This window comes from Streptomyces sp. NPDC104096, assembly GCF_055584385.1.
This window is the reverse complement of the sequence record NZ_JBVJMD010000015.1, coordinates 1-26,338: the sequence shown is the minus strand read 5'-3', so window position 1 is coordinate 26,338 and position 26,338 is coordinate 1. Positions and strand designations below refer to the sequence as shown.

Below are 26,338 nucleotides of genomic sequence, written 5' to 3'. Positions count from 1 at the left end.
GACGGGCTCCTCTAGAGGCTGCTCAGCGCGCCGGTGCGGCGCATGGCGAGCAGGTACACCACGATGACGACGACGGGGACCGTGCTGAGGGCTGCGGCCATGGGCAGGTTGAGCTCGATGTTGGAGTAGACGAGGTTGCCGATCAGCTGCGTCTTGCCGCCGACGATCTGCACGGTGATGTAGTCGCCGAGGCTGAGCGAGAAGGTGAAGACCGAGCCGGCGGCGACCGAGGGCAGCACCATCGGCAGCACGACCGACCGGAAGGTGCGCCCCGCCCTGGCGCCCAGGTCCGCCGAGGCGTCCAGGAGGTTCGCTGGCAGCTGCTCCAGGGCCGTGTGGATCGGCAGGATCATGTACGGCAGCCACAGGTAGGTCAACGTCAGTACGGCCGCCGGGAGTCCGAAGCCGGGGCCCGCGAGACCGAACGGCTTCAGGATCCAGTCCGCGAGGCCGCCCTCGGAGAGGATCAGCCGCCAGGCGTAGACCTTGACGAGGTAACTGGCCCACAGCGGGGTGAGGATGGCCACCACCAGCAGCGGGCGCCACCTCGGCGCGGCGATGCGGGCCGTGTAGAAGGCGAGCGGGAAGGCGATCAGGGCGCACAGGACGGTGACCGCGAGCGCGACGCCGATGCTGCGCAGGATCACCTGGCGGAACACGGGCGTGGTGAACAGCGTGTGGAAGTTGTCGGTCGACCAGACCTTCACGACCTGCGAGGTGAAGGAGTCCGTGGTCCAGAACGCGGAGACGAACAGCACGGCCAGGGAGCCGAGATAGAGCACGGCCAGCCACAGCAGCGGCGCGGTCAGCAGCAGCGACAGCCGGAGCCGGGGACGTCGGTGCAGGGCCCCGGCGAGCCGCCGGACGGGGGAGCGTCCGGCGGCCTGCACAGCAGAGGTCATCTCGATCAGCCCTTGATCTCGGTCCAGGCCTGGACCCACTTGGCGTAGGGCACGCAGGTGACGTCGGTGCGTCCGTCCAGGCACTGCTGGATGGGCGTGTTCCAGAAGGCGATGTTCTTCCAGTACGTCTCGTCACTGGCGTGGTAGGTGGCGCACCAGTTCTTGTCGCCGGTCTCGGCGCAGGCCTTGGAGTTGGCCGGCGCCTCGCCGAAGTACTCGGCGACCTGGGCGTTGACCTTCGGGGAGACGATCCAGTCGAGCCACTTGTAGGCGCAGTTGGGGTGCTTGGCCTTGGCGGACACCATCCAGGTGTCGGACCAGCCGGTCGAACCCTCGGTGGGGACGAAGGCCTTGACCTTGGCGCCCTCGTCGGCGGCGAGGTTGGCGATGACCTGCCAGGTGGTGCCGACGACGGAGTCGCCGCTCTTGAAGGCGGAGATCTCCTTGAGGTAGTCGCTCCAGTACTCGCCGACGTCGGCGTTCTGCTTCTTGAGCAGGTCCACGGCGGCGTCGAACTGCTTCTGGTCCAGCGCGTACGGGTCCTTGATCTTCAGCTCCGGGCGGGTGGCCTTGAGGTACAGGGCCGCGTCGGCTATGTAGATCGGCGAGTCGTACGCGGTGACGTGGCCCTTGTAGCGGGAGGCGCCGTCGAAGACGGCGGACCAGGAGGTGGGCGCGGGCTTCACCTTGTCGGTGTTGTACATCAGCAGGTTGGCGCCCCGGCCGTGCGGGATGCCGTAGGCCTTGCCCTTGACGGAGTTCCAGGCCTGTTGCTTCAGGCCGCCGAAGACGTCCTTGTAGTTGGGGACGAGGTCGGTGTTGACGGGTGCCGCGTCGCCGGACGCGATCAGGCGCAGGGAGGCGTCGCCCGAGGCGGACACGGCGTCGTACTCGCCGGTCTTCATCAGCTTGACCATCTCGTCGGAGCTGGCGGCGACCTTGGAGTTGACCTGGCAGCCGGTCTGCTTCTCGAAGTCGCTGACCCAGTCGGTCTTGGGGTCGTTGGAGCCGTCCTCGACGTACCCGGCCCAGGCGACCAGGTTGACCTGGCCCTCGGTGGTGCCGAGCTTCGAAGGTGCCTCGAGGTCGGGCGGGTTGAGTCCGGTGGCGGCGGAGCCCGCGCCGGATCCGGAGGAGCCGCAGGCGGCGGCGGCGAGGAGGACCACGGCCGCGGCGGCGGCCCGGAAGGTGCGGTTGAGACGCATGAGGTTCTCCGTGCTGGGAGGGCTGGAAGGGCTGGGAAGCGGGAGCCGGGTGGTGCCGGAGGTCGGTGCCGGGCGACCGGGGTCAGTGGGGGTCTCTGTCGGAGGTCAGGACCGGTCGGGGAGCTGGAAGGCGTGGCCGCGGCGCCACTGGAGGCGGACGCGGGTGCCGCGGTAGGCGGCGACGTCCTCGGAGGAGGTGTCGAGGTTCTGCTGGACGGCGGTGAGGCGCCCGCCGGCGTCGAGGTCGACGAGGATGCGGGTCGCGTCGCCCAGGTAGACGGCCTCGGCGACGGTTCCGACGGCCGAGGAGAACTCGGCCCGGTCGGTCCCGTCGGGGTCGCCGGCCGGGTCGGTCCCGGCCGCGCCGGCGGCGAGGACCCGTATCTTCTCGGGGCGGATGCTGTAGGTGCCGGGGGCGCCGACGATCTGCCGGGCCGCGTCCCCCTCCAGCAGGTTCGAGGTGCCGACGAACGACGCGACGAAGGGGGTCGCGGGCCGTTCGTAGATCTCGGCCGGGGTGCCGACCTGTTCGATGCGGCCCTGGTGGAAGACGGCGATGCGGTCGCTCATCGTCAGGGCCTCCTCCTGGTCGTGGGTGACGAACACGAAGGTGATGCCGACCTCCCGCTGGATCGCCTTCAGTTCGGTCTGCATCTGCTCGCGCAGCTTGAGATCGAGGGCGCCGAGGGGTTCGTCGAGCAGCAGCACCCGGGGGCGGCCGACGAGGGCGCGGGCCAGGGCGACGCGCTGGCGCTGGCCGCCGGAGAGCTGGGCGGGGCGCCGCTCGCCGAAGCCGTCGAGGCGGACCTCGGCGAGGGCCTTGCGCGCCCGGACCAGGCGCTCGGCCTTGGCGACCTTGCGGACCTTCAGGCCGTAGGCGACGTTCTGCACCACGGTCATGTGCGGGAACAGCGCGTAGTCCTGGAAGACGGTGTGGACGTCCCGCTCGAACGGGGCGCGGCGGGTGACGTCCTGCCCGGCGAGCTCGATGACGCCGTCGGTGGGCTCCTCGAATCCGGCGATCATGCGCAGGACCGTGGTCTTGCCCGAACCGGAGGGGCCGAGGAGGGAGAAGAACTCCCCGTCCGCGATCCGGAGGTCGACCCCGGAGACGACCTCCGTCTGACCGAAGGACTTGCGTACGCCCCGGAGCCGGATGGCGTTGCTTCCCATACGGGAACCTTTCTGCGTGGTCGAGCGTTGGAGCGAAAGATATGAAGTCATAGTTCAAAACTCAAGAGCTCGTTAGGGTAAAGAGTGATCCAAGTGGTTAGGGGTGGTGGCTGTGCAGCAGGAGACACATGGAGCGCGCAGGGCTGTCTTCGTGCCCGTGGACTCGCAGGCGCGGGTCGACGTCGTCGTCCGGCGGCTGGGCAACGCCATCGAGCTCGGCCTGCTGGAGGACGGCGAGCAGCTCCCCGGGGAGCTGGAGCTGGCCTCGCTGCTCGGCGTCTCGACCGTGACCCTGCGCGAGGCACTCGTCACCCTCAGGACCCGCGGCCTGCTCACCACGCGGCGGGGCCGCGGCGGCGGCAGCTTCGTGACGCTGCCCGCCGCGCCGCCCGCCGAGCGGCTGCACGAGCAGCTCGCCGACTGGAGCACCGAGGAACTGCGCGACCTGGGTGACCACTGGGCGGCCGTCTCGGGGGCCGCGGCCCACCTGGCGGCGCAGCGCACCGAGCCCGGCGACCTCGTACCGATGCAGCGCTCGCTCCAGGCCCTGCGGCAGGCCCGCGAACCGGCGGAACGGGCGAGGATCTACGGCCGGTTCCATGTCGAGGCGGCCGCGGCGGCCCAGTCGGCGCGGCTGACCCGGGCGGCCATCTCGCTCCAGGCCGAGGCCGGTGCCCTGATGTGCCTGGTCCTCGCCGACAACTCCTACGCGGAACATGTCACGCGTCGTCACCATGACGTAATCTGCGCCCTACAGAATGGGGTGGGCGACCAGGCGCGTGCCCTGATGGAGGAGTGCGTCCGGACCTCCGTGGCACGCCTGGTGGAGCTGCGCCTGCGGACACTGTGACGGCGACGAGGCTGCGGCCGGAGGAGGACTCATATGGTCAGCGGCCTCCGCGCCACGACCCCGGCCGGGACCGGGATCGACCGGGCGGTCCTCGACGACCTCTCCGACGCCGTCCGTGACGTGGTGGAGCGGGTCTTCGACACGGTCGCGCAGACCCGGGCGGTCTGTACGGCACGGCTGGCGGCGGTGGCCGCCGAGGGCCGTCGCCCCCTCTCGGCCGATCTCGCCGCGCTCCGGCCTCATCTGACCGGCCGTCTGCGCCAGGGCGGTCTGGTCTCCGGGCTCGGGTTCGTCGCCGCCCCCGGTCTGCTGGCGGACACCGACACCCTGCTGGAGTGGTGGCAGGCCGACGCCGCCGGACAGGTCGCACCGCTGCTGCTCGACCTGGAGGGCTCCGACTCGCCCTACGCCGACTACACGCACTGGGACTGGTACGCGCACCCGCGCGACACCGGCCGTCGTATCGTCGCCGGTCCTTACGTCGACTACCTGTGCTCGGACGAGTACAGCCTCACGTTCTCCCTGCCGGTCGTCTCCGAAGGCCGCTTCGCGGGAGTCGCCGCCGCGGACGTGTACCTGCGCCACTTCGAGGGGACCGTCGCCCCGCTGCTGCGGCGCCTGCCCGCACCGGCCCGGCTGGTCAACGCGCGCGGACGGGTGGCGGCCTCGACCGACCCGCACCATCTCGTCGGCTCGCTCACCAAGGGGTTCGACTTCGCCGCGCTGCACGCCGGTCCGGCCCTGCCCACGGAGCACAACGGTCTCGCCCTGTTCCCCTGCGGGGAGACCTCCCTCCTGCTGGTCACCCCCACCGCCTGACCGAGCGCCCCCGGCCGTCTACCGCCCCAGGTCCCGGGCCACCTCGCGGGCCGCGCGCGCCCCCGAGGCCAGGGCGCCCTGGACGGACCCGGTGGCCCGGTGGTCCCCGCACACGTACCGCCCGGGAGCGACCCGGGCCGTGCGGCCGAGCGGCCACGGGGGTGTCATGACCGGCAGCGCGTCGCGCACGGTGCGCGTCGTCAGCAGGTCCCAGCCGTCGCTGTCCGCGCCGTACGCGTCGCCGATCGCCTCGCGGACCGCGCGCTCGCGGCCCGCGGCGTCCTCGCCGAGCACCGAGGTGGCGATCAGGGCGGCGCCGACGGGCGCGTACCCGGGTACGACCTCGGTGAGGACGCAGGTGTTCAGGAACCGTCCGCGGGTGTCGGTGAGCAGCGTCGGTTCGGCGAGCGGGGAGCGCGCGCCGACGTGGTAGTACGTCGTCACCACGCGGTAAGCCGGCACGTCGAGCCCCGGCAGCAGCACGGCGGCCGGGCCGGGCCCGGTGGCCACCACCACGGCGCGGGCCGGGAGTTCGGCCCCCGTGGCCAGTTCGACCCCGTCGTCCGTCAGCGCGGCCACCGCCGTCTCCAGGCGTACGGTCCCCGCGGGCAGCGCGTCCGCGAGCAGGCGCGGCACCGCGCCGATCCCCTCCCCCGGAAGACAGAGGGTGCCGCGCAGCATGCTGCGCCAGACGAGGTGGAAGAAGCGTGCGGAGGTCTCCAGTTCGTCCTCCAGGAAGACGCCGGAGAGGAAGGGGCGGAAGAACCGCTCGACGAACTCCTCGGAGAAGCCGGCCGCCGCCAGCGCGGTCCGCGTGGTGCGGTCCTCACCGCGCTTCAGCAGTCGCACGGGGGCGAGCAGGTCGCGGGCCGAGAGCGCGCCGAGGGCGAGCAGGTCGCGCGGTCCGGCGAGGCGTCCGGGACGCAGGTCGCCCAGGTCGCGGGGGCGGCGGGTCGGGTCGCTGAAGCGCAGCGGTCCGTCGTCCGTGTGCACCAGGACGCCCGGGGTGAAGGGCCTCAGCCGCAGTGCGCGCAGCGCGAGCCTGCGGCGCACCTGCGGGTAGGAGGTGTTGAAGACCTGGAAGCCGCGATCGACGACGAAGCCCTCGTGCCGGTCGGAGCGCATCCGGCCGCCGACCTCGTCGGACGCCTCCAGGAGCGTGACGTCGAGCCCGCTCGCCAGCAGGTCGCGGGCGCAGGCGAGACCGGCCGGGCCCGCGCCGACCACCAGCACATCCGGTACGCCGTGGGTGGTGGCCATGGGCACTCTCCTCGCTCGACGGGCCGTGGGATCCGGCGCCGCGGCCGTCCGGGCCCGCGCCGGCCGCCGCGCACGCCCGTGCGCGGCCTCCTCGACCGATCTTCCCGCCGGGCCGCCCCGCCGGATGCGGGCCACGCTGACCGGGTACGTCCGTCCGGGCGACGGAGCGGGTCGCCACCGCGGCGGGGCACCGGAGCGCCGCTGCCCCGCGCCCGGGGTCTCCGGGTGCGGGGCAGCGGCGTGGGCGGGCCGTCCTACTTGGTGAGAGGGGACAGCTTGGGGTCGTTGGCGTAGGCCTCGGCCGCGTTCTCCTTGGTCACGATGACCGGCGGGAGGAGGTACGACGGGATGACCTTGGAGCCGTTGTTGTACGACTTGGTGTCGTTGATCTGCGGCTTGTCGCCCTTCTGGAGGGACTTGACCATGTTGATGGTCTCGGCGACGAGCTTGCGGGTGTCCTTGTTGATGGTCGAGTACTGCTCACCGGCCATGATGGACTTGACCGACTCGACCTCGGAGTCCTGACCGGTGACGACCGGGACCGGCTTGCCGGCGCCCTTGACCGAGGTGATGATCGCGCGGGCGAGGGTGTCGTTCGGCGACAGGACGCCGTCCAGCTTCTTCGAGCCGTACGTCGAGGTCAGCAGGCCGTCCATGCGCGACTGGGCGTTCTCCGCCTTCCAGCCCTGGATCGCGGTCTGCTTGATGTCCTTCTGACCCGAGCCGACAACGATGTCGCCCTTGTCGATCAGGGGCTGCAGCACCTGCATCGCGCCGTCGAAGAACACCTTGGAGTTGTTGTCGTCCGGCGAGCCGGAGAACAGCTCGATCGTCCAGGGGCCCTTCGGCTTCTTCGCCTTCATGCCGTCGATCAGGGCCTGGCCCTGGAGCTGGCCGACCTTGAAGTTGTCGAACGCGATGTAGTAGTCGAGGTCGGGCGTGTTGGTGATGAGGCGGTCGTAGGCGATGACGGTCGCGCCCGCCTGCTTGGCGGCGGCCACCTGGGTGGAGAGCTGCGAGGCGTCGGTCGCGCCGATCACGATGACCTTCGCGCCCTTGGTCACCATCGAGGAGATCTGCGCCTGCTGGTCGGCGACCGTGGTCGAGGCGCCCGCGTACTGCACGTCGGCCTTGAAGCCGGCGTCCTTGAGGCCGTTGGTGAACAGGTCACCGGCGAGCACCCAGTTCTCCGAGGTCTTCGCGGGCAGCGCGACCCCGACGAGGGAGTCCTTCGCGAATCCCTTGGCGGCGGCGCCCTTGTCCGAGGTGGAGCCCTCGCGCTCGTTGGAGCACGCGGTGCCCAGGCCGAGCAGTGCGACGGCGCCGATGGCGGCGATGCCTCTGATGATGCCTCTGCGCATGGTGGGATGAGCCTTTCTTGCGGTGGTACGGGGTGAGTGGAACGCCGTGGGAGACGGCGTACGGGGTGCGGACTCGGCGTTCAGCCTGCGACCTGCGCCTTGTCGGTGTCGGTGTCGGTGGCCGGCTTCGGCGGATCGGCGGGGGTGTCCGCCTGGTCGCGCTGGAAGGGGCGGGACAGGGCTCCGATGATCGAGAAGCGTCCCTGCTTCTTGCTGTAGACGTCGAACGCGACGGCGAGCAGCAGGACCAGGCCCTTGATGATCTGGACCATGTCGGAGCCGACGCCCTCGAGCTGCAGTCCGTTGTTGAGCAGGGCCATGACGAGACCACCGACGATGGAGCCGCTGATGGTGCCGAGGCCGCCGGAGACCGCCGCGCCGCCGATGAAGACGGCCGCGATGGCGTCGAGCTCCCAGCTCAGTCCGTCCTGCGGTCCTGAGGCGGCGGACCGCGCCACGAAGATCATGCCTGCCAGTGCGGCGAGCACGGACATGTTCATCATGACGAGGAAGTTGACCCGCTTGAGCTTCACACCGGACAGCTCGGCCGCGCGGGCGTTGCCGCCGACGGCGTAGATGTGCCGGCCGCCGATGGTGTTGCGCGTGTAGTACGAGTAGGCGAGCACCAGGACGATCAGGATGATGCCGGAGATCGGCACGCTGGTGCCGATGCGGCCGCCGGCGAAGCGCAGCGTCGCGAAGACGATGACCCCCACCATGACCGCCAGCCGGATCCCGGTCACCCACAGCGGAGCGGCGTCGGCGTTCATCTCGCGCCGGGTCTGCCGTGCCTTGAACTCCCGCGCCACCACACCCAGGCAGGCGAGGAGGCCGAGCAGCAGGGTCAGGTTGTTGTAGCCGGTGTCCGGGCCGACCTCGGGCAGGAACCCGGCGCCGATGTCACGGAAGCCGAGCGGCACGGGCACCGTGTCGGCGTTGCCGATGTACTGGTTGCCGCCGCGGAACAGCAGCATGCCGGCCAGGGTGACGATGAACGCGGGCACCCCCACGTAGGCGACCCAGAATCCCTGCCAGGCGCCGATCACCGCGCCGACGAGCAGGCCGAGCACGATGCCCAGGGGCCACGGTATCGAGTACTCCTGCATCGCCTTGGCGACCACGATGCCGGTGAACGCGGCGACCGAGCCCACGGAGAGGTCGATATGGCCGGCCACGATCACCATCAGCATGCCGATGGCCAGGATCAGGATGTAGGAGTACTGGCTGACCACGGCGATGAGGTTGCCGGAGGTCAGGGTCAGCCCACCGGTCCAGATCTGGAACAGCAGGACGATCGCCACGAGCGTGGAGATCATGCCGAACTGCCGGGCGTTGGAGGTCGTACCTCCGAAGAGGTTCTTCTGCAGGTCTGTGATGCGGCTCATGGGGTCGCTGTCTTCGTGAGAGAGGTCATCTTCTTCATCAGGAGTTCCGGGTTCGCGTCCTGCCGGGTCACCTCACCGGTGATGGCGCCTTCGAACACCGTGTAGATGCGGTCGCACAGTCCGATGAGCTCGGGCAGCTCGGAGGAGATGACGATGACGCCCTTGCCCTGGTCGACCAGGCGCTGGATGATCCCGTAGATCTCGTACTTGGCGCCCACGTCGATCCCGCGGGTCGGCTCGTCGAGGATCAGCAGGTCGGGATCGGTGAACATCCACTTCGCGAGGACCACCTTCTGCTGGTTGCCGCCGGAGAGCTTCACCACGCCCTCGTCCACGCTCGGGGTCTTGATCCGCAGGCTCTGGCGGTACTCCTCGGCGACGCGGTGCTCGCGCACCGGATCGACGACCAGGCGGCGGGCGATCTTCGACAGCTTGGCGGCCACCATCGAGGTCTTGATGTCGTCCAGCAGGTTCAGGCCGATCGACTTGCGGTCCTCGCTGACGTACGCGAGCCCGTTCCTGATGGCGTCCGGCACCGACTTCAGCTGGATCTCCCGGCCGTCCTTGAAGACCTGCCCGGAGACGTAGTGGCCGTAGGAGCGGCCGAACAGGCTCATCGCGAGTTCGGTGCGGCCCGCGCCCATCAGTCCGGCGAAGCCGACGATCTCACCGCGCCGTACGGTGAAACCGGACCCCTTGCACACGAGCCGGTCCTCCGAACTCGGGTGCTTCACCGTCCAGTCGCGGACCTCGAAGAACACCTCGCCGATGTCGGGCGTGTGGTCGGGGAACCGGCTGTTGAGCTCCCGGCCCACCATGCCGCGCACGATGCGGTCCTCGTTGACGCCGTCGGCCCGGACGTCCAGGCTCTCGATCGTCCGGCCGTCCCGCAGGATGGTGATGGTGTCGGCGACCGCCTCGATCTCGTTGAGCTTGTGCGAGATGATGATCGAGGTGATGCCCCGCTCCCGGAAGCCGCGCAGCAGGTCCAGCAGATGCTGCGAGTCCGCCTCGTTGAGGGCCGCGGTCGGCTCGTCGAGGATGAGCAGCTTCACGTCCTTGGCGAACGCCTTGGCTATCTCCACGAGTTGCTGCTTGCCGACGCCGATGTCCTTGATCAGCGTGTCCGGGTCCTCCTGCAGCCCGACCTGCTCCATCAGCTCCAGGGCCCGACGCTGCGCGGTCTTCCAGTCGATCGAGCCGCGCCTGCGCGGTTCGTTGCCGAGAAACAGGTTCTCGGTGATCGACATGTTGGGGACCAGCGCCAGTTCCTGGTGGATGATGACGATGCCGGCCTGCTCGCTGGCGCGGATGTCGTGGAACTGGACGTTCTCGCCCCGGTAGACGATGTCGCCGGTGTAGCTGCCGTGCGGGTGCACGCCGCTGAGGACCTTCATGAGGGTGGACTTGCCGGCGCCGTTCTCGCCGCAGATCGCGTGGATCTCCCCCTCGGCGACCACCAGGCTGACGTCCGCGAGAGCCCTCACGCCCGGGAACGTCTTGGTGATCGACCGCATCTCGAGAAGGGTCGGGGGCCGGGTCATGAGCCGGGCCCCGCGCCGCGGAGACCGCGCCGAGCACGCGGGTCCCGGCGTAGCGGGATGCGACATTTCGTGGACATCAACTTGCCTCCGATGGCACTGCCTCGTGCCTCCAGGTCCTGCGTGTTTCGTCTGCGGGACCGGACTTTAAATCCATTTGTTTTACTAAGTCAACGCCCCGGCGGCGGTATCGTCGACGAGCTGGAACATGAGAGGACGATGCGTGCGGCAAGCAGGAACAAACCTCCCCAAGGTCGGGCGATACAACAGAGCGGTGGTCCTCGACCAGATCCAGCTCGCGGACGGCATCAGCCGGGTCGAGATCGCCCAGCAGACCGGCCTCACCCCGCAGACGGTCTCCGGCATCGTGCGCCGACTGCTCGACGAGGGGATCGTCCGGGAGGACGGAGCCAGCCGGGTCGCCAGCGGCGGCAAACCCCGCACCACCCTGCGGGTCAACGCCGACGCGGGCAGCGCCGTCGGACTCGCCTTCGACCCGGTCGAACTCACCTGTGCCGTGGTCGACCTGCTGGGCCGCCCGCTGGTCGTCCAGCGGCGCCCCACGCCCGCCCGCACCGACCCGGCGCACGTCGTGTCGGCCATGGCCGAACTGGTCGCCGACGTGCTCGACGAGGCGAAGGTGCCCCGCGAGAAGGTGCTCGGGCTGGGCCTGGCCACACCGGGGCCGATCGACCAGGAGCTCGGCGTGATCGTCACGCCCCCGCAGCTCGTGCACTGGACCCGAGTGCCCTTGCAAAGCATGCTGAGCGAGGCCACCGGTCTGCCGGTGACGCTGGACAACGACGCCACCGCCGCGGCGATCGGCGAACGCTGGTCCGGCCTCGGCAAGGGGGTGGCGAACTTCGCCTACCTCTACCTCGGCACCGGCATCGGCGGCGGCCTGATCCTCAATCACCAGGTGTACAGAGGTGGCTCGTTCAACGCGGGCGAGTTCGGCCACTCCTCCGTGCTCACCGACGGGCCGGAGTGCTACTGCGGCAACCGGGGCTGCCTGGAGCGCCTGGTCAACCCCTCCGCGATCGTCGCCGAGGTACACCGCAGGCTCGCCGCCGGGCCCCGCGCCGACAGTACGCTCTCGCAATCGTTCGAACGGGATCCGGCATCCGTCGACCATGCCGCGATCCAGCTCGCGGCCGGGGCCGGCGACCCCGTGGCGACGGCGGTCGTCGACGAGGCCGCGGGACACGTCGCCACGGTCGCGGTCACCATCGCCAACTTCATCGACGTGGATCTGATCATCCTGGGCGGTCACGGCATCCAGCACGTGGAGTCGCGCTACCTGGACATCGTCGCCTCGGCGCTGGCGAGCAGACCGCTGGCCCGGCACATCCGCACGGTGGAGGTCGCCGCCTCCCCGCTCGGGACGGACGCCGCGGTCGTGGGCAGCGCCGCGCTGGTCCTGCACGCGACGTACTCCCCCCAGCTGTCGGCACTGCTGTCGAACTGAGCGCGGCGGGGACGGGCCCGGCCGGAACCGGGGCGGTCGGGACGGGCACGGCCGAGGCGGGGACGAGCGCGGCCGGAACCGGGGCGGCCGAGGCGGGCACGATCGAGGCGGGTGCCGGGACTCCGGGCGCCCGCCTCGCCGTCCCCCGGCCCGGTCGCACCGCGGATACGTGCGCGACACACGCAGCTTCGCCGCAACCGCGGCGGCCGCAGGGGTGTCTGTCATCCCGTGGCCGGAGGCATCCGAAGCGGTGATGCGCCGGGACCACGAAGGGTCCTGGGGGGATACGGATGAGCGCATGGACGGTTCCCGGATACACCGAGTCGCTGGAGCTCGGCTCCGGTGCCAGCGGACGGGTCGTGCTGGCCGTGCACCGGGACACCGGCATCGCGGTCGCGGTGAAGTACCTCAGCGAGTCGCTGTACACCCGCCCCGGCTTCGTCAGCGGCTTCCGGGCGGAGGCCCGGCTGCTGGCCGGCCTGGACAGCCCGTACGTCACCGGGCTGTACGAGTACGTCGAGAGCCCCGACGGTGCCGCCATCGTGATGGAACTGGTGGACGGGGTCTCCCTGCGGTCCCTGCTCAAGCGGGAGGGACCGCTCACTCCCGAGGCCGCGCTCGTCGTCCTCAAGGGCTCGCTGCTCGGCCTGGCCGACGCGCACCGGATCGGCGTGGTCCATCGCGACTACAAGCCGGAGAACGTCCTGGTCCTGCCGGACGGCACGTCGAAACTGGTCGACTTCGGCATCGCGGTGAGCACGGGCGAGAGCGCGGGCGTGGCCGGGACGCCCTCCTACATGGCTCCGGAACAGTGGACCGGCGCCCCCGCCTCCCCCGCCGGTGACGTGTACGCGGCCACGGCGACCTTCTTCGAATGCCTGACGGGCCACAAGCCGTACGCGGGCGAGAACCTCGCCGAACTCGCGCTGCGCCACCTCGACGCGCCCGTCCCCTTCGACGAGGTCCCCGAGTCCGTACGGCCACTGGTCCGCCAGGGCCTGGCCAAGTCGGCCGCGCAGCGGCCCGCCGACGCCGAGGCCTTCGTCGGTGAACTGGAGGCGGCCGCCGTCCACGCCTACGGCCCGGACTGGGAGGAGCGCGGCCGCAGCCGGCTCGCCGCGCTGGTGGCCCTGCTGGCGCTGCTGCGCCCGTCGGCCCGTACCGCCCGGCTGTCCACCACGGACACCGCCCGCACCGTCCTGCGGCGAAGCCGGCTGCGGGCACCGGGCCACCGCACCGGGCGGGGACAGGCGTGGCGGCCCACGCTCCCCGGCGTCCTCGTGTCCGTCGTCGTCGCGCTCCTGCTCGTCCTGCTGGCCCGCGGCGTACCGTTCGGCGGCGCTCCGGCGGGCGCGCGGGCCGGCGAGGCCCGGGCCACGACCAGCGCGGGGCCCGGAGCGACACCCGCCGCCGACGCGTCGGCCGCTCCCTCCGGGTCGCCCGACCCCTCCGGGTCGCCCGGCCCCTCACCGTCGGGGAGCGGGACCACCGCGCCCGGCGGTCCGTCGGCGCCGCCCACTTCGAGTCCGGCCCCGGTGGATCCGCCGACCGGCCCGGCGACGACCACGGCCACGCCGACGGCCGCACCGCCCACGGTGTCCGCCACGCCCAGCGCGCCCGCCTCGCCCACGGCGCCCGCCGCACCGGCCGTGAAGGCCGTCACCCTCTCCGGATTCCGGCAGACGGGTCCCACCACGGGCACCGCCACGGTCACCGTCACCACGGACGGCACCGGGCCCCTGACCCTCGTCGTCTCCTGGTACACCGGCGCCACGAGCGGTCAACTCGGCACCCCGGACGGGGCGTCCCAGGCCTTCGAGCGCAGCGGTGCGACGCAGTACACGATCGCCGTCGACCACTCGTTCCAGGGCGGCGGCTGCTACTGGGGCGTACAGGCCACCACCAAGCCCGCGTCCGCCGACGGCGGCGCTTCGCAGCAGCTTCTGACGAGAGGGTGCACCCTGCGATGACTCCGGACGACGACCGCACTCGACCCGCGTACTCCGGGACCCCGTCCACCGCCGACGCTCACGGCACGGACGGCGGGCCGGACGCACCGAACCCGCAGGACACGCCTGGCGGACCGGGCGGCCCGGCCGAGTACAGCGCGACCGTGCTGGGCAGCCACTGGTTCCAGGGGCCCGCGGGGAACGGCACGCTTCTCGACAGCGCGACCGTCCCGACCGCTCCCCCGCCGGAGACGCCGCCCGATCGCGTGGAGGGCACGGTCCTGCGCTTCGGCCCCGGCGTGACCCACGTCCTGGCCCAGCGTTCCGGCGGTTCCTCCGTGACCCTGCCGGTCGTCGAGCCGGGCCCCGCCCGCGCGCGCCGGGACCCGCGCCGCCATGCCCTGCCCGCGCTGGTGCTGATCGCGGCGATCGCGTTCCTGGCCTGGCAGCGTTCGGGCCCGGAGGTGACGCCGGAACGGGTGAGCGTCACCACCCGCACGTCGACCGTCGGGTGCGACGGGACGATGGACGTCGTGGGTGTGATCACCACCGACGGGCGGCCGGGCACCCTGTCCTACCGCTGGGTCCGCAACGACGGCACGAGCTCGGAGGTCCTGCACGAGGCGGTGTCCTCGGGGCAGGACCGCGCCCGGGTGCGTCTGCGCTGGTCGTTCCAGGGGCCCGGGGCCTACCGGGCGGTGGCGGAACTCCGGGTCCTCTCCCCCGGCGGCGGGTCGGGCCAGGGCCCGTCGGCCACCACCCACTTCACGTACGAGTGCGCCTGACGGCCCGAGAACCGGACGGCCGCGCTCCGGCGGGGGCGGTCCCCGGTGCCGGGACGCGGCCGGGCGTCTCACAGCCCGCTGTCGATGCCCGTCACGATCGCCTCGCCCAGCGGCGCGTCCTCCTCGGCCAGGCCGCTGTCCCGCAGGGCCCGCTCGACCACCTGTACCGCCTCGGCCTCGGCGCCCGCGCTGTCGGCGGCGTCGACCTCGACCCGGGCGGCGAACATGCCGCCCTCGTCCACCGTCAGCAGGCTCAGCTCCTCGTTCTCCCCCAGATCCGTGTTCCTCGGGTCGCGGGGACGGAGCCTGCGCTCGATGCCCGAGCGCACGCCGTCGGGGACCGTTCGCAGGAACGTGCCGGGGACGGTGATGACGTACGTGGTCACTGTGACTCCCTCTTCGATGGTTCCGCCGGCCTTCGGCGGCTGCGCCCGCGTCGAGCCCGCGTCCCGCGTCTTCCCCGAACCGGGCCGTGAATGCACCCGCGGACCACGCGCCGGCCTCCGCCCGCCACCTTCCACCCTCCGGTCTCCGCTCTCCGTCAGCCACCCATCGCCGGACGCAACCCTCCGGTTGCACCTCCGGAATCGATGTGCAACCCTGGAGTTGCACACATGGACGGTGACGACAGAGGAGTCCCTCATGAGCGAGGACCGGATCGAACGCGAGACCCTGATCTCCGCGCCCCTGGAGCGCGTCTGGTCGCTGGTGGCCCAGCCCGGCTTCTGGGTGGCCGACAAGGCGAGCCTGCCCGGCACCGTGGCCAAGGAGGGTGAGTCGATGGTGGCGAAGAACCCCGAGCACGGCGACTTCCCGGTGCGGGTGGAGAAGGTGGAGCCGCCGACGTACCTGGCGTACCGCTGGACCAGCGCCTTCCCCGGCGAGGAGCTGCGCGACGACAACAGCACCCTGGTGGAGTTCACCCTCACCCCGGAGGGCGACGGGACGCGGCTGCGCGTCGTCGAGAGCGGGTTCGCGTCCCTGGCCGGGTCCGAGGAGCTGCGCGCCCAGAACCTCAAGGACCACACCGCGGGCTGGCCGGTGGAGCTCGACGCGCTGAAGGCGCGCGCCGAACAGCCCTCCGCGTGACGTCGGAGCGTCCCGGCGCCGACGGCACCGAAGACACCCCCGGCACCGTCGACGGCGTGCTCGCCGCACTGGCCGACCCGACCCGGCGCCGACTGCTCGAACTGCTCGCCGCCCGGGGCCAGGCCACCGCCACGTCGCTCGCCGAGCACCTTCCCGTCTCGCGCCAGGCCGTGGTCAAGCACCTCGCCGTGCTGGACGCCGCCGGGCTGGTGCGCGGCGGCCGGGTCGGACGCGAGGTGCGCTACGCGGTACGACCCGACGCACTGGACACGACGGCACGGTGGATGGCCTCGCTGGCGGCCGACTGGGACCGGCGGCTGGCCGCCATCAAGGACGCCGCCGAGGCGGCCGACCAGGAGACAGGGCCGCCCGGCCCGACCGAAGGGAACTGATCCCGTGGACACGACAGCACTGCGCGACGCCTACGACCGGCTGCTCGACGTGGCGGCCGGGCCCGGCCTCGGCGAGGCGGCGGACGGCGGCTGGAACGCCGACCGGATCCTGGCCCATCTCCTCAGCGTCGACGCCTCGGTCGCGGCGGTCGCCCTGGGTGTCGTCGCGGGCGCGCGGCCCGCCTTCGACAACCGGGTCTGCCTCGACACCTGGGACCTCGACCGGATCGTCGCCGGACACGCCGGCCGCGAGGAACTGATCGACCACGTCCGCAGCCAGGCGGGACTGCTGTGCGACCTCGCCGACCGGCTCGACGCCGAGGCCGCCTCGGTCCTGGTGCCCGCCTTCCTCATGTCCGGCGACTCCCTCGTGCTGGACCGGCCGGTCCCGCTGGCGGGCCTGGTCGACGGCCTCGCCGAGAACCACGTGCCCGGCCACACCCGCCAGCTCCTCGCCCTTCACGCGAGCGTCGACCCCAGCAGGGCGAGCAACGGGGTCGCGGGCAACGGGTGACGGGTGTCCCCGTACGGGCCCGTGGTCGTGGTGGCGGTCAGCAGCGAGTCGAGGACGGCTTCCTCCACGGCGTCCAGGACGGCGGTGAAGAGGGGGTCGAGATCGGCGTCGGACAGCACGGCGGGCCCGGCGGGCGCGCCCAGGGGACGGGTGCCGAAGGCGAGACCGTAGTCGCCGCTGCCATGACCGTACGAGGCTCCGGCCCTGGCGAGTCCGAAGACGGCGCGGCGGGCCAGCCGGGTCAACTGCCGGGCGTCCAGGGGCGCGTCGGTGGCGACCACGACCATGCAGGAACCGTCCTGGGTGCCGGGGTCCGCGGTGGGGATCCCGACGTCGGCGGGGGTGACGGTGCGTCCCAGGACCCGCAGCGTGCCACCGAAGTTGGCCTGCACGAGGACCCCGAGGGCCGCCTCGGCTCCGGCTGCCCGCACCCGCCGTGACGAGGTGCCGATACCCGCCTTGAAGCCGAGGGCGGTCAACCCGGTACCCGCCCCCACGCACCCCTCGGCGACCGGTCCGCCCGACGCGCCGTCCAGCGCGGCCCGGACGTGCTCCTCGCGCACCGGGCGCGACCGGATGTCGGACAGGAGTCCGTCGTTGCACTCGCCCACCACCGGGTTCAGGCTCCGTACGCCCGCGCCCTCGGGCCGCTCCAGCATCCAGCCGACCAGGGCGTCCGCGGCCCGGAAGGCGGACAGCGTCGAGGTGAGCAGCACCGGCGTCTCGATCGCGCCGAGTTCGGCGATCTGTGTCGTGCCCAGCAGCTTGCCGTAACCGTTGCCCGCGAACACCCCGGCGGGCAGGGGACGTCGGGGCCCCACTCCCTCGGGCACGATCGCCGTGACACCGCTGTGCACCCGGGGCGGCTCCACCAGCGTGGTGTGTCCGACGCGGACACCGGGCACGTCCGTCAGCGCGTTGTACCGCCCGGTGGGCAGATCGCCCACGACGATGCCGAGTTCACGGGCTCTGCGGGGAGTGGCGGCCGGGGGCGGGGCGGGGACTTGTGCGGACATGACCGGCACGTTATCCGCGGCACGGGCCCGGTGTCCGCCCGCGCTCGCGACCCGCCCCACGAACCGCCCGGCAAGCCGTCTGACGACCCGTCCGGCGACCGGTCCGGTGGCACCCTCCCCCGGCGCCCGCGCGCATCCGATCGTTGCCGATCTCTTGACCTTCGACGAAGCACAGGCTTAGCGTTCCCGCGTCGACCTGAATTGAAACGATTCAGTCATTTGGCTCCCCATTCCTCCTTCTACTTTGAGGCGCACCATGATTGAAGAGACGCCGCGGCCCGGCGGAATTTCCCGGCGTGCGGCCCTCGCGGCAGGCATCGGAGCGACGGTCCTGAGCGCGCTGCCGGGTGTGGCGGCCGCCGTTCCGGCCGCCGTGGCGGCGGCGGCGGCCGCCGGACCGGCCCCGGACGCCGACTGGTTCGCGAATCCGGCGCGTTCCGTGCGCCCCAGGTTCCGCTGGTGGTGGCCGGACGGGCTGGTGGACCCGGACGAGGTCGCCCGCGAGATCGACCAGATCGCCGACGCCGGCTTCGGCGGCATGGAGATCGCGGGCGTCCACCACAGCATCAAGGACAAGTCGGTGCTGGACACCGCCTACCACGGCTGGGGCAGCAAGCCCTGGCAGGAGGGCGTGGCCGCGGCCCTGGGCAGAGCCGCCCGGCGCGGGGTGACCGTCGACCTGACGCTCGGCCCGAGTTGGCCCGTCGCGGTCCCCGGTGTCGTCCCCGACGACGAGGTGGCCGCGCAGGAACTCGCCTACGGACGCGTCTCGTTGACCTCCGGTGAAACGTATCAAGGCCCGGTGCCCGCGTCCGTGCGCGCGGCCGAGAACGGTGTCACCCGGCAGCGGCTCGTGGCCGTCCAGGCCGCCCGGGTGAACACCGCGAACTCCACCCGCAAGGAGACCGGCCTCGACCTGGACAGCGTCCGGGACCTGACCGCGCTGGTCACCGACGGCACACTGTCCTGGACCGCGCCGGCGGACGGCGCCTGGGAGCTGATCTCGTACTGGCAGCGCGGTTCGGCCCAGCAGCCCGAGTCGGGACCGCACACCTCCCCGGCCGCCTACGTCGTCGACCACTTCAGCGCCGCGGGCACCAGGGCCGTCACGGACCACTGGGACCGGAAGATCCTCACGCCCGAACTGCGCCGGCTGCTGCGGGCCGCGGGCAGGACCTTCTTCGAGGACTCCGTGGAGATGGAGACCGACGGACTGGTCTGGACGACCCGGCTCCCGGAGGCCTTCGAGGAGCGGACCGGGCGGCCGCTGCTGCCCTGCCTGCCCGCGCTCGTGCTGGACAAGAGCAACCAGGTCTTCGCGTTCGAGGCCCAGGTGACCCGGCAGATCCGGCACGACTTCTGGGGAACCGTCTCCGAACTGTTCAACCGTCACCACATCACCGCCCTGCGGGACTGGGCGCACTCGCTCGGCATGGGGCTGCGCTCCCAGCCGTACGGCCTCCAGACGGACGCGATCGCCTCGGCGGCCCTGCTCGACATCCCCGAGGGGGAGTCCCTCGGCTTCAAGAACCTCGACGACTACCGCTGCCTGGCGGGCGGCCGGGACATGGCCGGCCACACCGAGCTGTCCTGCGAGGCGGGCGCGTACACCGGCTCCGCGTACAGCACCACCTGGGACCGGTTCCTGCGCACCATGGGCGGCGCGTACGCGGCCGGCGTCAACCAGACGAACCTGCACGGCTTCTCCTACGCCATCGCGCCCGGGGTGGCCTGGCCCGGCTTCGCCGCCTTCAGCCCGTACAACGGCGCGGCCGGCTACAGCGAGTCGTGGGGCCCCCGCCAGCCCACCTGGACGCACATCGCGGACATCTCCGGCTACCTCGGCCGTGTGCACCGCGTCATGCAGACCGGCACCGCCGGCGCCGACGTGGCCATCTTCCGGCAGACGGGGTACACCGCCACCGGGATCGGCGCGTCCTGGTTCACCGCGACCGGCATCACGCTCGGCTGGACGCACCAGTTCCTCAGCAGCCCGCTGCTCGACCTGCCCAGCGCCACCGTCAGGAAGGGCCGGCTGGCACCCGACGGCCCCGCCTACAAGGCCCTGTTCGTCGAGGGCGACTTCTTCTACAGCTCCACGCCCACCCTGTCCGTCGACGACGCGGGCAAGATCCTCGCGCTGGCCCGGGCCGGACTGCCGGTCGTCCTGCTCGGCGCGTTCGACCAGGGCCTGACCCCGGGCGTCCCGGCCGACGGCGAGACGGACCGGCTGCGTGACACGCTCGCCCGGCTGCTCGCCCTGCCGAACGTCGTACGCGTCACCGACAAGGCGGCCGTCGGAGACGCCCTGGCGCAGCTCGGCGTCACCCGCGACGCCCGCTACGCCACCGCCTCCACCCTGCTGAACGGCCGTCGCTCGACGGCGGAGGCGGACTACTACTACTTCTGCAACGGCAAGCACGCCGAGACGGTCAAGCCGGCCGTCGCCGCCATCGACCACGAGGTCACCCTGCGCCGCGACGGCCAGGGGGAGACCGTCCCCTACCTCCTCGACCCCTGGACGGGGGACGCCGTCCGGCTCGCCCGGTACACGCGCGACGGCGACGACTTCACCGTACGGATCAAGCTCCAGCCGGGTGAGTCGACGATCATCGCGCTGGGCCGTCCGGGCCTCTTCGGCGACCGGCACGGCGCCCGGCCGCACGTCGTCGCCACCGACGCCGACAGCGTCCTGTTCACCGAGAAGGGTCTGGCCGTACGGGCGACCGCGGCCGGCACCTACACCACCCGGCCGGACCGGGGCCGGACCTTCACCACGACGGTCCCGGCCCTGCCGGACGTCGTCGTCCCCGCCCGGTGGCGGCTGGACGTCGAGGACTGGCGTCCCGGCTCCACCGCGACCCGCACCGAGGTCGTCGACGTCTCGGTCACCCTGGACGCGCTCCTGCCGTGGTCGAAGATCCCCGAACTCGCCGACAGCGCGGGTGTCGGCCACTACAGCACCACGGTCGACCTGCCCGCCGGCTGGACCTCCGCGCACGGTGCCCGACTGGAGCTGGGGCAGGTCAGCGACACCTGCCGGGTCACCGTCAACGGCACCCGGTTGCCGGCCGTCAACCGGCTCGACCCGGTCGTCGACCTCGGCCCCGGCCTGCTGCGCGCGGGCGTCAACCACATCGAGGTGGAGGTCGCGACACCGCTGATCAACCGTCTCCGGGTGGCCCAGCCCGCGGTGTTCGGCGCCGTGGCCCGCCAGGACCACGGCCTGAGCGGCCCGGTCCGGCTGGTCCCCTACCTCCAGACGGACCTGTCCTGACCGCACCGGCCGGGGCGCGCGCCCGCCACGCGCGCCGCCCCGGCCGGACTCCCGGTGCGCCCTCTCACCGGGGCGGCGACGCCCGTCCGGCTCCGCTCACGCGCCCGCGGGCACGCTCGGCTCGGGCACGGGCGTCCGGCCGACCACCGCCAGCAGTTCGAGCGGCAGTTCCGTGTCCCCCTGCCCGACGGTGAGTCCGAGCCAGCGGCCGCGGTCCGCGAGCGACCAGACCCGCATGCTGACGGCGAGCTGGCTGAGCAGGTCGAGCGGATCGGGCACCTCCGCCCCCTCGTACCCGGCTATCAGATACGACCAGAGGTCGACGTCGAACGGTTCGCCCCAGCGGGTGGTGAACTCCGCGCCCAACGCGTCGAGGCAGGCCCGCAGCTCCGCGTCCGCCCGGTGCCAGGCCTCGCCTCCGATGTCTTCCCAGAAGTCGTGGCTGGCCCGCAGCACGCGCACGTGATGGCCGGGACCGCCGCTCTCGGTGGCGTCGTCGTGGCACGTCGGGGAAAACGGCCGGGCGAGCAGCTCGTCGATCGACGCGAGGCACTCCGCGAGAACCTCGTCCGCACAGCCTCCGGACTCCATGGTGGTCATGAACGCAGACTAGAAGGCACCACTGACAACGCCCCACCGGTGGATCCGCCCTCGTCACGCGGCGCCGCGGGCGGTCAGGGCCTTCGTGAGCAGGACGCCCGCCACGATCAGCGCCACGCCCAGCCACCACGTGTCGTCGAAGACCAGGACCGCGATCCCGATCGGCACCAGCAGCCCTGCCAGGGGCAGGAACATCCCGCTCAGCCTCGGCGGCTCCGGCCCCGGAAGGCCCGCCGCGCGCCGGGCGCGGGCCCGTGCGACGTCCGGGTACCAGGCGGTGAAGCGCAGGGCCGCCACGATGGCCAGGATCTGGATGATCCATCCGGTCCAGAGGTCGTTCGGATCGTGCAGCACCAGGTCGCCGTAGGCGCCCGAGACCGCGGCGACCAGGAACGCCAGTCCCCACGCCCCGGTGATGAGGTAGTTGGTGCGCACGAACGCGGGCGTGTGCCAGTACTCCTGGTCCACCTGCTCCCGCGCGTACTGGAGGGTGAACGGCGTCCCGCACGCCATGGACCCGAAGGCGATCAGGCAGAGGGCGATGTTGGAGACCTCACCGGCGTACGTCTCCAGCCAGCGCCGGGTGCCGTCGCTCGCGAGGGCGCCGACGACGGCCAGGGCGGTGAAGAAGGCGATGTCGGCGAGCTCCAGCAGCTTCCAGGAGCTGCCCCGGTTCACGATCCGGCCGGCCGCGACCAGGACGACCGTCGCCGCCAGGGCGAGCAGGACCGCGATCTCGAACCTGCCGGGTCCGACCAGCAGGGAGAAGATGATCCACGGCGCCATGCCGACGACGGGATTCCCGAGGAATCCGGCGACCGCACCCCCTGCCGTGGCGGGTGCCTCGGGCTTCATCTCTCCAGGGTGCCCGCGCGGGACCGATCGGGCCATTCGGAACCCGACGTGGGCGGCGGCGGAGCGGACGGAACACGCGATGCCGGTCGCCGGAGCCGACGGAACACGCGATGCCGGTGGCCGGAGCCGTCCGGTCCCGTCCGCCGCGCGCTCAGGCCCGGGCCGGGACCGGTCGTCTGAGCAGATAGACACCCGCCGTCGACACCAGTACGGCCATGCACACGATGAACACCAGGCCGGCGCCCTCCAGGCCGATCGGACCCGACAGCACCCCCACACCGATCACCGGCACCGAGATGCCCGCGTACGCCACCACGAACAGGGTCGAGACCACGGCCGCGCGCCGGTCCGCGGGAGACGCCTCGGCCACCGCCGACAGCGCCCCGCGGAACGCCAGGCCCTGCCCGAATCCGCCGACGACCGCGCTCAGCACCACCAGCGCCAGCAGCTCCCAGCGCAGCGCGCCCGCCAGCAGCGCGAGGCCGATGAGAAGACCCGCGCAGCCCAGGGGCAGCGACCGGCCCACCCCGACCCGGCCGGCGGCGAGTTGTCCGGCCGTCGAGGCGAAGAAGGCGAGCGCCACGACCAGCCCGCTCACCGCGTGGTCGCGTACGTCCAGGGACTCGGCGAGGAACGCCGGACTGACCGAGGTGAACACCCCGAACAGGGCGAATCCCACGAAGGAGGCGGTGGCCGCCGGGCCGAACACCGGCCGTACCTGCGCGGGCACGCCGGGCCGTTGCGGTCGTACCGTGCGCAGCGGCCGGCGCTCCCCGACGGTCTCCGGGAGCCGGAGCAGGGCCGCGGCGGAGCAGGCGACCAGGGCGAGGTGCACGACGAACGGCAGGTAGAGCGGCCAGGCCGCGTATTGTGCGAGGACTCCGGCGAGCAGGGGACCACAGCCCAGTCCGCCCATGTTGGCGGCCGTCGCCACGAACGTCGCCCGGGAGGCTCCGCCGTCCGGGGCCAGTTCCATCACGTAGACCGTGGCGGCCCCGGTGAACAGACCCGCGGACAGCCCGGACAGCAGCCGTCCCGCGTAGAGGTAGCCGAGTCCGGTGGCGGCGAGGAAGCAGACGGCGCTCGCCGCCGCGAGTCCCAGGCCCCACAGCAGCACGGGGCGCCGGCCCACGGCGTCGGAGGCGTTGCCCGCCAGCAGCAGCACACCGATGACCCCGAAGGCGTAGACGGCGTACACGACGGTGACCGTCAGCTCGGAGAACCCGAACTTCTCCTGGTAGAGGCCGTACAGCGGAGTCGGCAGCGTGGTGCCGGCCATGCACACGGCGAACACCGTCCCGCCGAGCACACACGCGCGCCACCCTCGGCGATCACCGCCCATGCCGTCGACAGTAACGGCGTCGAGCGGGCGGCGCTGGCCGAATCAAGGCTGCCCGCGGCCGTCGTGCGGGGGCGGCGGCACACGCCGCACACGAAGAACCCCGCCCCGGATCATCCGGGACGGGGTCTGTTCGAGCGCCGGGCAGGCCTTGCACCTGCATCTCCCCACAGGAAGCGGGGCGTCTTTCCTTGGACCACCAACGCATGGCGCGGTCACGGCGATCTCGGGTGATCTCGCGGTGCGCTCAAGATCGAGTATAGCGTGTCCGCGCCCCGGTGCTGTCCGGTCAGCCGGCGGCGAGGAGTTCGAGCGTGTCGATCACCCGGTTCGAGAAGCCCCACTCGTTGTCGTACCAGGCGACCACCTTCACATGGCGGCCCTCGACGCGGGTCAGGGCCGAGTCGAAGATGGAGGAGGCCGGGTTGCCGACGATGTCGGAGGACACGAGCGGGAAGTCCGAGTACTCGAGTACGCCGGCGAGCGGTCCCTCCGCGGCGGTGCGGTACGCCGCCAGCACGTCGTCACGGGTGACGTCACGCGCGACGGTCGTGTTCAGCTCGACGATCGAGCCGACCGGGATCGGCACGCGGATCGAGTCGCCCGACAGCTTGCCGTCCAGGTTGGGCAGCACGAGGCCGATCGCCTTGGCCGCTCCCGTCGTGGTCGGCACGATGTTGACGCCGGCCGCCCGGGCGCGGCGGGCGTCGCGGTGCGGGCCGTCCTGGAGGTTCTGCTCCTGCGTGTAGGCGTGCACCGTCGTCATGAAGCCGTGCTCGATCCCGGCGAGGTCGTCGAGCACCGCGGCCAGCGGCGCGAGCGCGTTCGTCGTGCAGGAGGCGTTCGAGACGATCGTGTGGACGGCCGGGTCGTACGCGTCGGTGTTGACCCCGTACGCCAGGGTGACGTCGGCGCCGTCCGACGGGGCGCTGACGAGCACCTTCTTCGCACCCGCGTCGAGGTGGGCGCGGGCGTCCTTGGCCGAGGTGAAGCGGCCGGTCGCCTCGAGGACGATGTCCACGTCGAGTTCGGCCCACGGAAGCTGCGCGGGCTCGCGCTCGGCGAGCACCTTGATGCGTCGGCCGTCGACGACGAGGACGTCCCCCTCGACGGTGACCGGGCGGCCCAGCCGGCCGGCCGTCGAGTCGTAGGCGAGCAGTCGCGCAAGGGTGTCGGGCTCCGTGAGGTCGTTGACGGCGACGATCTCCAGGGCGCTGTCGCGTTCGAGCAGTGCGCGCAGCACATTGCGTCCGATGCGGCCGAATCCGTTGATGGCGATGCGAGTCATGAGTGATGTCCCTTCGGTTCACCACCAGCGTCGCGTGCCGCCGTGGCAGCGGACAGTGGCGGGATCGCCATGGTTCAAAAGGATCGCGCCATGATCCCCCCATGGCTCGCGTCATGGCGTGCCAGGGGTGGATCGCCGCAGGTCGCGGGGCTATTCGCCCTGGGCGAAGGTACGGCGGTACTCGGTGGGTGTGGTGCCGAGGATGCGATGGAAGTGCAGCCGGAGATTGGCTCCGGTGCCGAGGCCGACCTCGGCGGCGATCTGCTCGACCCCGCGCTGTGAACGTTCGAGCAGTTCGCGGGCCATGTCGATACGGGCCCGCATGACCCACTGCATCGGCGTGTAGCCGGTCTCCTCCACGAAGCGCCGCGAGAACGTGCGCGGCGAGACCGCCGCCTGCCGCGCCAGGATCTCCAGGGTGAGGGGCTCGTGGAGCCGGTGCAGCGCCCAGGCGCGGGTGTCGGCGAACCGCTCGCCGTGCGGCTCGGGCACGCTGCGCGGCACGTACTGCGCCTGGCCGCCGCTGCGGTAGGGGGCCGCGACCAGGCGCCGGGCCGCGTGGTTCGACGCGGCCACCCCGAGATCGTCGCGCAGGACGTGCAGGCACAGGTCGATGCCGGAGGCGGCGCCCGCCGACGTCAGCACGCTGCCCTCGTCGACGAAGAGGACGTTCTCGTCGACCTGGACCCGCGGATGCCGGGCCATCAGGGCCCGCGTGTAGTGCCAGTGGGTGGTGGCCCGCCTGCCGTCCAGCAGACCCGTCGCGGCGAGCGCGAAGGCGCCGGTCGAGATGGCGGCCAGCCGCGCCCCGCGGCGGTGGGCGGCGATCAGCGCGTCGACGACGGCCCGCGGCGGGTCGTCACGGTCGGGGTGGCGGTAGCCGGGGATGAACACGATGTCGGCCCAGGCGAGCGCGTCGAGGCCGTGCGCGACATGGTACGAGAGGCCGTCGCCGCCGGTCACGAGTCCGGGTGCCGCGCCGCACAGCCGCACCTCGTACGGCATGCTCGCCCGCGTGGAGAAGACCTGCGCGGGAATGCCGACGTCGAGCGGCTTGGCCCCCTCCAGGACGAGGACGGCTACACGACGCAGACGAGAGGCTGACACGGGGACAGGGTACGCACGGGCCGCGTGGGCGAGGGCCGCGGTCGCGGAACGGCCGTGGGGGGGGGGGGGGGGGGGGGGGGGGGGGGGCGCCGGCCCGGGGGGGGGGCGGGGGGGGGGGGGGGGGGGGGCGGGGGGCGGGGGGGGCGGGGGGGGCGCCCCGCCC

23 protein-coding genes are annotated in these 26,338 nt (G+C 72.2%); 9 read left to right on the top strand and 14 right to left on the bottom strand.

Translation table 11 applies throughout. The annotated features are described in order from the left end of the window. Positions 1 to 11: 11 nt before the first annotated feature. The 3 genes from ACZ60B_RS17820 to ACZ60B_RS17810 form a co-directional block, all read right to left on the bottom strand. Positions 12 to 902, bottom strand: a complete 891-nt coding sequence (locus tag ACZ60B_RS17820; RefSeq protein WP_450662840.1) for an ABC transporter permease — start codon at positions 900 to 902, stop codon at positions 12 to 14. A 5-nt stretch (positions 903 to 907) separates the two neighbouring features. Beyond that, a complete protein-coding gene (locus ACZ60B_RS17815) occupies positions 908 to 2,107 on the bottom strand; it encodes an ABC transporter substrate-binding protein (protein WP_469387942.1) in 1,200 nt (399 codons plus the stop codon). Between the two features lie 105 nt (positions 2,108 to 2,212). Next, the gene (locus tag ACZ60B_RS17810; protein ID WP_469387940.1) at positions 2,213 to 3,280 is read right to left on the bottom strand and encodes an ABC transporter ATP-binding protein; all 1,068 of its coding nucleotides are present in this window, start codon (positions 3,278 to 3,280) and stop codon (positions 2,213 to 2,215) included. Between the two features lie 112 nt (positions 3,281 to 3,392). Here ACZ60B_RS17810 and ACZ60B_RS17805 point away from each other — a divergent pair, with 112 nt between their 5' ends. Together ACZ60B_RS17805 and ACZ60B_RS17800 are read left to right on the top strand one after the other, a co-directional pair. Then, positions 3,393 to 4,130 carry a FadR/GntR family transcriptional regulator gene (locus ACZ60B_RS17805; RefSeq protein WP_469387938.1) on the top strand — a complete coding sequence of 246 codons (738 nt, stop codon included), beginning with the start codon at positions 3,393 to 3,395 and terminating at the stop codon, positions 4,128 to 4,130. A gap of 33 nt (positions 4,131 to 4,163) precedes the next feature. Beyond that, positions 4,164 to 4,949: a cache domain-containing protein gene (locus ACZ60B_RS17800; RefSeq protein WP_469387937.1), complete on the top strand. Its 786-nt coding sequence runs from the start codon at positions 4,164 to 4,166 to the stop codon at positions 4,947 to 4,949. Between the two features lie 18 nt (positions 4,950 to 4,967). On the opposite strand, the gene ACZ60B_RS17795 is transcribed toward ACZ60B_RS17800, so the two are convergent. The 4 genes from ACZ60B_RS17795 to mmsA form a co-directional block, all read right to left on the bottom strand. Then, on the bottom strand, positions 4,968 to 6,209 hold the full coding sequence (locus tag ACZ60B_RS17795) for an NAD(P)/FAD-dependent oxidoreductase (RefSeq protein ID WP_469387935.1): 1,242 nt from the start codon (positions 6,207 to 6,209) through the stop codon (positions 4,968 to 4,970). A 254-nt stretch (positions 6,210 to 6,463) separates the two neighbouring features. Further along, positions 6,464 to 7,570: a substrate-binding domain-containing protein gene (locus tag ACZ60B_RS17790; RefSeq protein ID WP_469387933.1), complete on the bottom strand. Its 1,107-nt coding sequence runs from the start codon at positions 7,568 to 7,570 to the stop codon at positions 6,464 to 6,466. Positions 7,571 to 7,650: 80 nt separating this feature from the next. Next, on the bottom strand, positions 7,651 to 8,955 hold the full coding sequence (gene mmsB, locus ACZ60B_RS17785) for a multiple monosaccharide ABC transporter permease (protein WP_469387932.1): 1,305 nt from the start codon (positions 8,953 to 8,955) through the stop codon (positions 7,651 to 7,653). Continuing rightward, entirely contained in the window at positions 8,952 to 10,499 is a 1,548-nt protein-coding gene (mmsA, locus tag ACZ60B_RS17780) for a multiple monosaccharide ABC transporter ATP-binding protein (RefSeq protein WP_469387930.1), read from the bottom strand. The genes mmsB and mmsA overlap by 4 nt, the downstream gene beginning before the upstream one ends. 271 nt (positions 10,500 to 10,770) lie before the next feature. Here mmsA and ACZ60B_RS17775 point away from each other — a divergent pair, with 271 nt between their 5' ends. The 3 genes from ACZ60B_RS17775 (at position 10,771) to ACZ60B_RS17765 (ending at position 14,698) form a co-directional block, all read left to right on the top strand. Further along, on the top strand, positions 10,771 to 11,964 hold the full coding sequence (locus ACZ60B_RS17775; protein ID WP_454400485.1) for an ROK family transcriptional regulator: 1,194 nt from the start codon (positions 10,771 to 10,773) through the stop codon (positions 11,962 to 11,964). Positions 11,965 to 12,254: 290 nt separating this feature from the next. After that, on the top strand, positions 12,255 to 13,934 hold the full coding sequence (locus ACZ60B_RS17770) for a serine/threonine-protein kinase (RefSeq protein ID WP_469387928.1): 1,680 nt from the start codon (positions 12,255 to 12,257) through the stop codon (positions 13,932 to 13,934). Beyond that, positions 13,931 to 14,698, top strand: coding sequence for a hypothetical protein (locus tag ACZ60B_RS17765; RefSeq protein ID WP_469387926.1), 768 nt, complete (start codon positions 13,931 to 13,933; stop codon positions 14,696 to 14,698). Before ACZ60B_RS17770 ends, ACZ60B_RS17765 begins: the two co-directional genes overlap by 4 nt. A 68-nt stretch (positions 14,699 to 14,766) precedes the next feature. Here the strand turns inward: ACZ60B_RS17765 and ACZ60B_RS17760 are convergent, their stop codons facing one another. Continuing rightward, complete coding sequence (locus ACZ60B_RS17760; RefSeq protein WP_469387924.1) at positions 14,767 to 15,084, bottom strand: hypothetical protein; 318 nt, start codon at positions 15,082 to 15,084, stop codon at positions 14,767 to 14,769. A gap of 256 nt (positions 15,085 to 15,340) precedes the next feature. On the opposite strand from ACZ60B_RS17760, the gene ACZ60B_RS17755 reads away from it, so the two are divergent. The 3 genes from ACZ60B_RS17755 to ACZ60B_RS17745 are packed head-to-tail and all read left to right on the top strand — an operon-like array spanning position 15,341 to position 16,693. After that, a complete protein-coding gene (locus ACZ60B_RS17755) occupies positions 15,341 to 15,787 on the top strand; it encodes an SRPBCC domain-containing protein (RefSeq protein WP_392617853.1) in 447 nt (148 codons plus the stop codon). Beyond that, the gene (locus tag ACZ60B_RS17750; RefSeq protein ID WP_469387922.1) at positions 15,784 to 16,179 is read left to right on the top strand and encodes an ArsR/SmtB family transcription factor; all 396 of its coding nucleotides are present in this window, start codon (positions 15,784 to 15,786) and stop codon (positions 16,177 to 16,179) included. Before ACZ60B_RS17755 ends, ACZ60B_RS17750 begins: the two co-directional genes overlap by 4 nt. A 4-nt stretch (positions 16,180 to 16,183) precedes the next feature. Continuing rightward, complete coding sequence (locus ACZ60B_RS17745) at positions 16,184 to 16,693, top strand: hypothetical protein (protein WP_469387920.1); 510 nt, start codon at positions 16,184 to 16,186, stop codon at positions 16,691 to 16,693. Here the strand turns inward: ACZ60B_RS17745 and ACZ60B_RS17740 are convergent. Continuing rightward, entirely contained in the window at positions 16,639 to 17,709 is a 1,071-nt protein-coding gene (locus ACZ60B_RS17740; RefSeq protein WP_469387918.1) for a P1 family peptidase, read from the bottom strand. The genes ACZ60B_RS17745 and ACZ60B_RS17740 overlap by 55 nt on opposite strands. A 256-nt stretch (positions 17,710 to 17,965) precedes the next feature. Here ACZ60B_RS17740 and ACZ60B_RS17735 point away from each other — a divergent pair, with 256 nt between their 5' ends. Beyond that, a complete protein-coding gene (locus ACZ60B_RS17735; protein ID WP_469387916.1) occupies positions 17,966 to 20,986 on the top strand; it encodes a glycosyl hydrolase in 3,021 nt (1,006 codons plus the stop codon). 96 nt (positions 20,987 to 21,082) lie between these two features. Here the strand turns inward: ACZ60B_RS17735 and ACZ60B_RS17730 are convergent, their stop codons facing one another. The 5 genes from ACZ60B_RS17730 to ACZ60B_RS17710 all read right to left on the bottom strand — a co-directional run bounded on the left by ACZ60B_RS17730 (position 21,083) and on the right by ACZ60B_RS17710 (position 26,175). Continuing rightward, positions 21,083 to 21,586 carry a hypothetical protein gene (locus tag ACZ60B_RS17730; protein ID WP_469387914.1) on the bottom strand — a complete coding sequence of 168 codons (504 nt, stop codon included), beginning with the start codon at positions 21,584 to 21,586 and terminating at the stop codon, positions 21,083 to 21,085. A 54-nt stretch (positions 21,587 to 21,640) separates the two neighbouring features. Further along, positions 21,641 to 22,441 (bottom strand): hypothetical protein, encoded by an 801-nt coding sequence (locus ACZ60B_RS17725; protein ID WP_469387912.1) that lies wholly within the window; start codon positions 22,439 to 22,441, stop codon positions 21,641 to 21,643. Positions 22,442 to 22,592: 151 nt separating this feature from the next. After that, entirely contained in the window at positions 22,593 to 23,783 is a 1,191-nt protein-coding gene (locus tag ACZ60B_RS17720) for an MFS transporter (protein WP_469387909.1), read from the bottom strand. 286 nt (positions 23,784 to 24,069) lie between these two features. After that, positions 24,070 to 25,068 carry a type I glyceraldehyde-3-phosphate dehydrogenase gene (gap, locus tag ACZ60B_RS17715; RefSeq protein ID WP_469387908.1) on the bottom strand — a complete coding sequence of 333 codons (999 nt, stop codon included), beginning with the start codon at positions 25,066 to 25,068 and terminating at the stop codon, positions 24,070 to 24,072. Between the two features lie 150 nt (positions 25,069 to 25,218). After that, positions 25,219 to 26,175, bottom strand: coding sequence for a GlxA family transcriptional regulator (locus ACZ60B_RS17710; protein ID WP_469387906.1), 957 nt, complete (start codon positions 26,173 to 26,175; stop codon positions 25,219 to 25,221). Positions 26,176 to 26,338 lie beyond the last annotated feature (163 nt).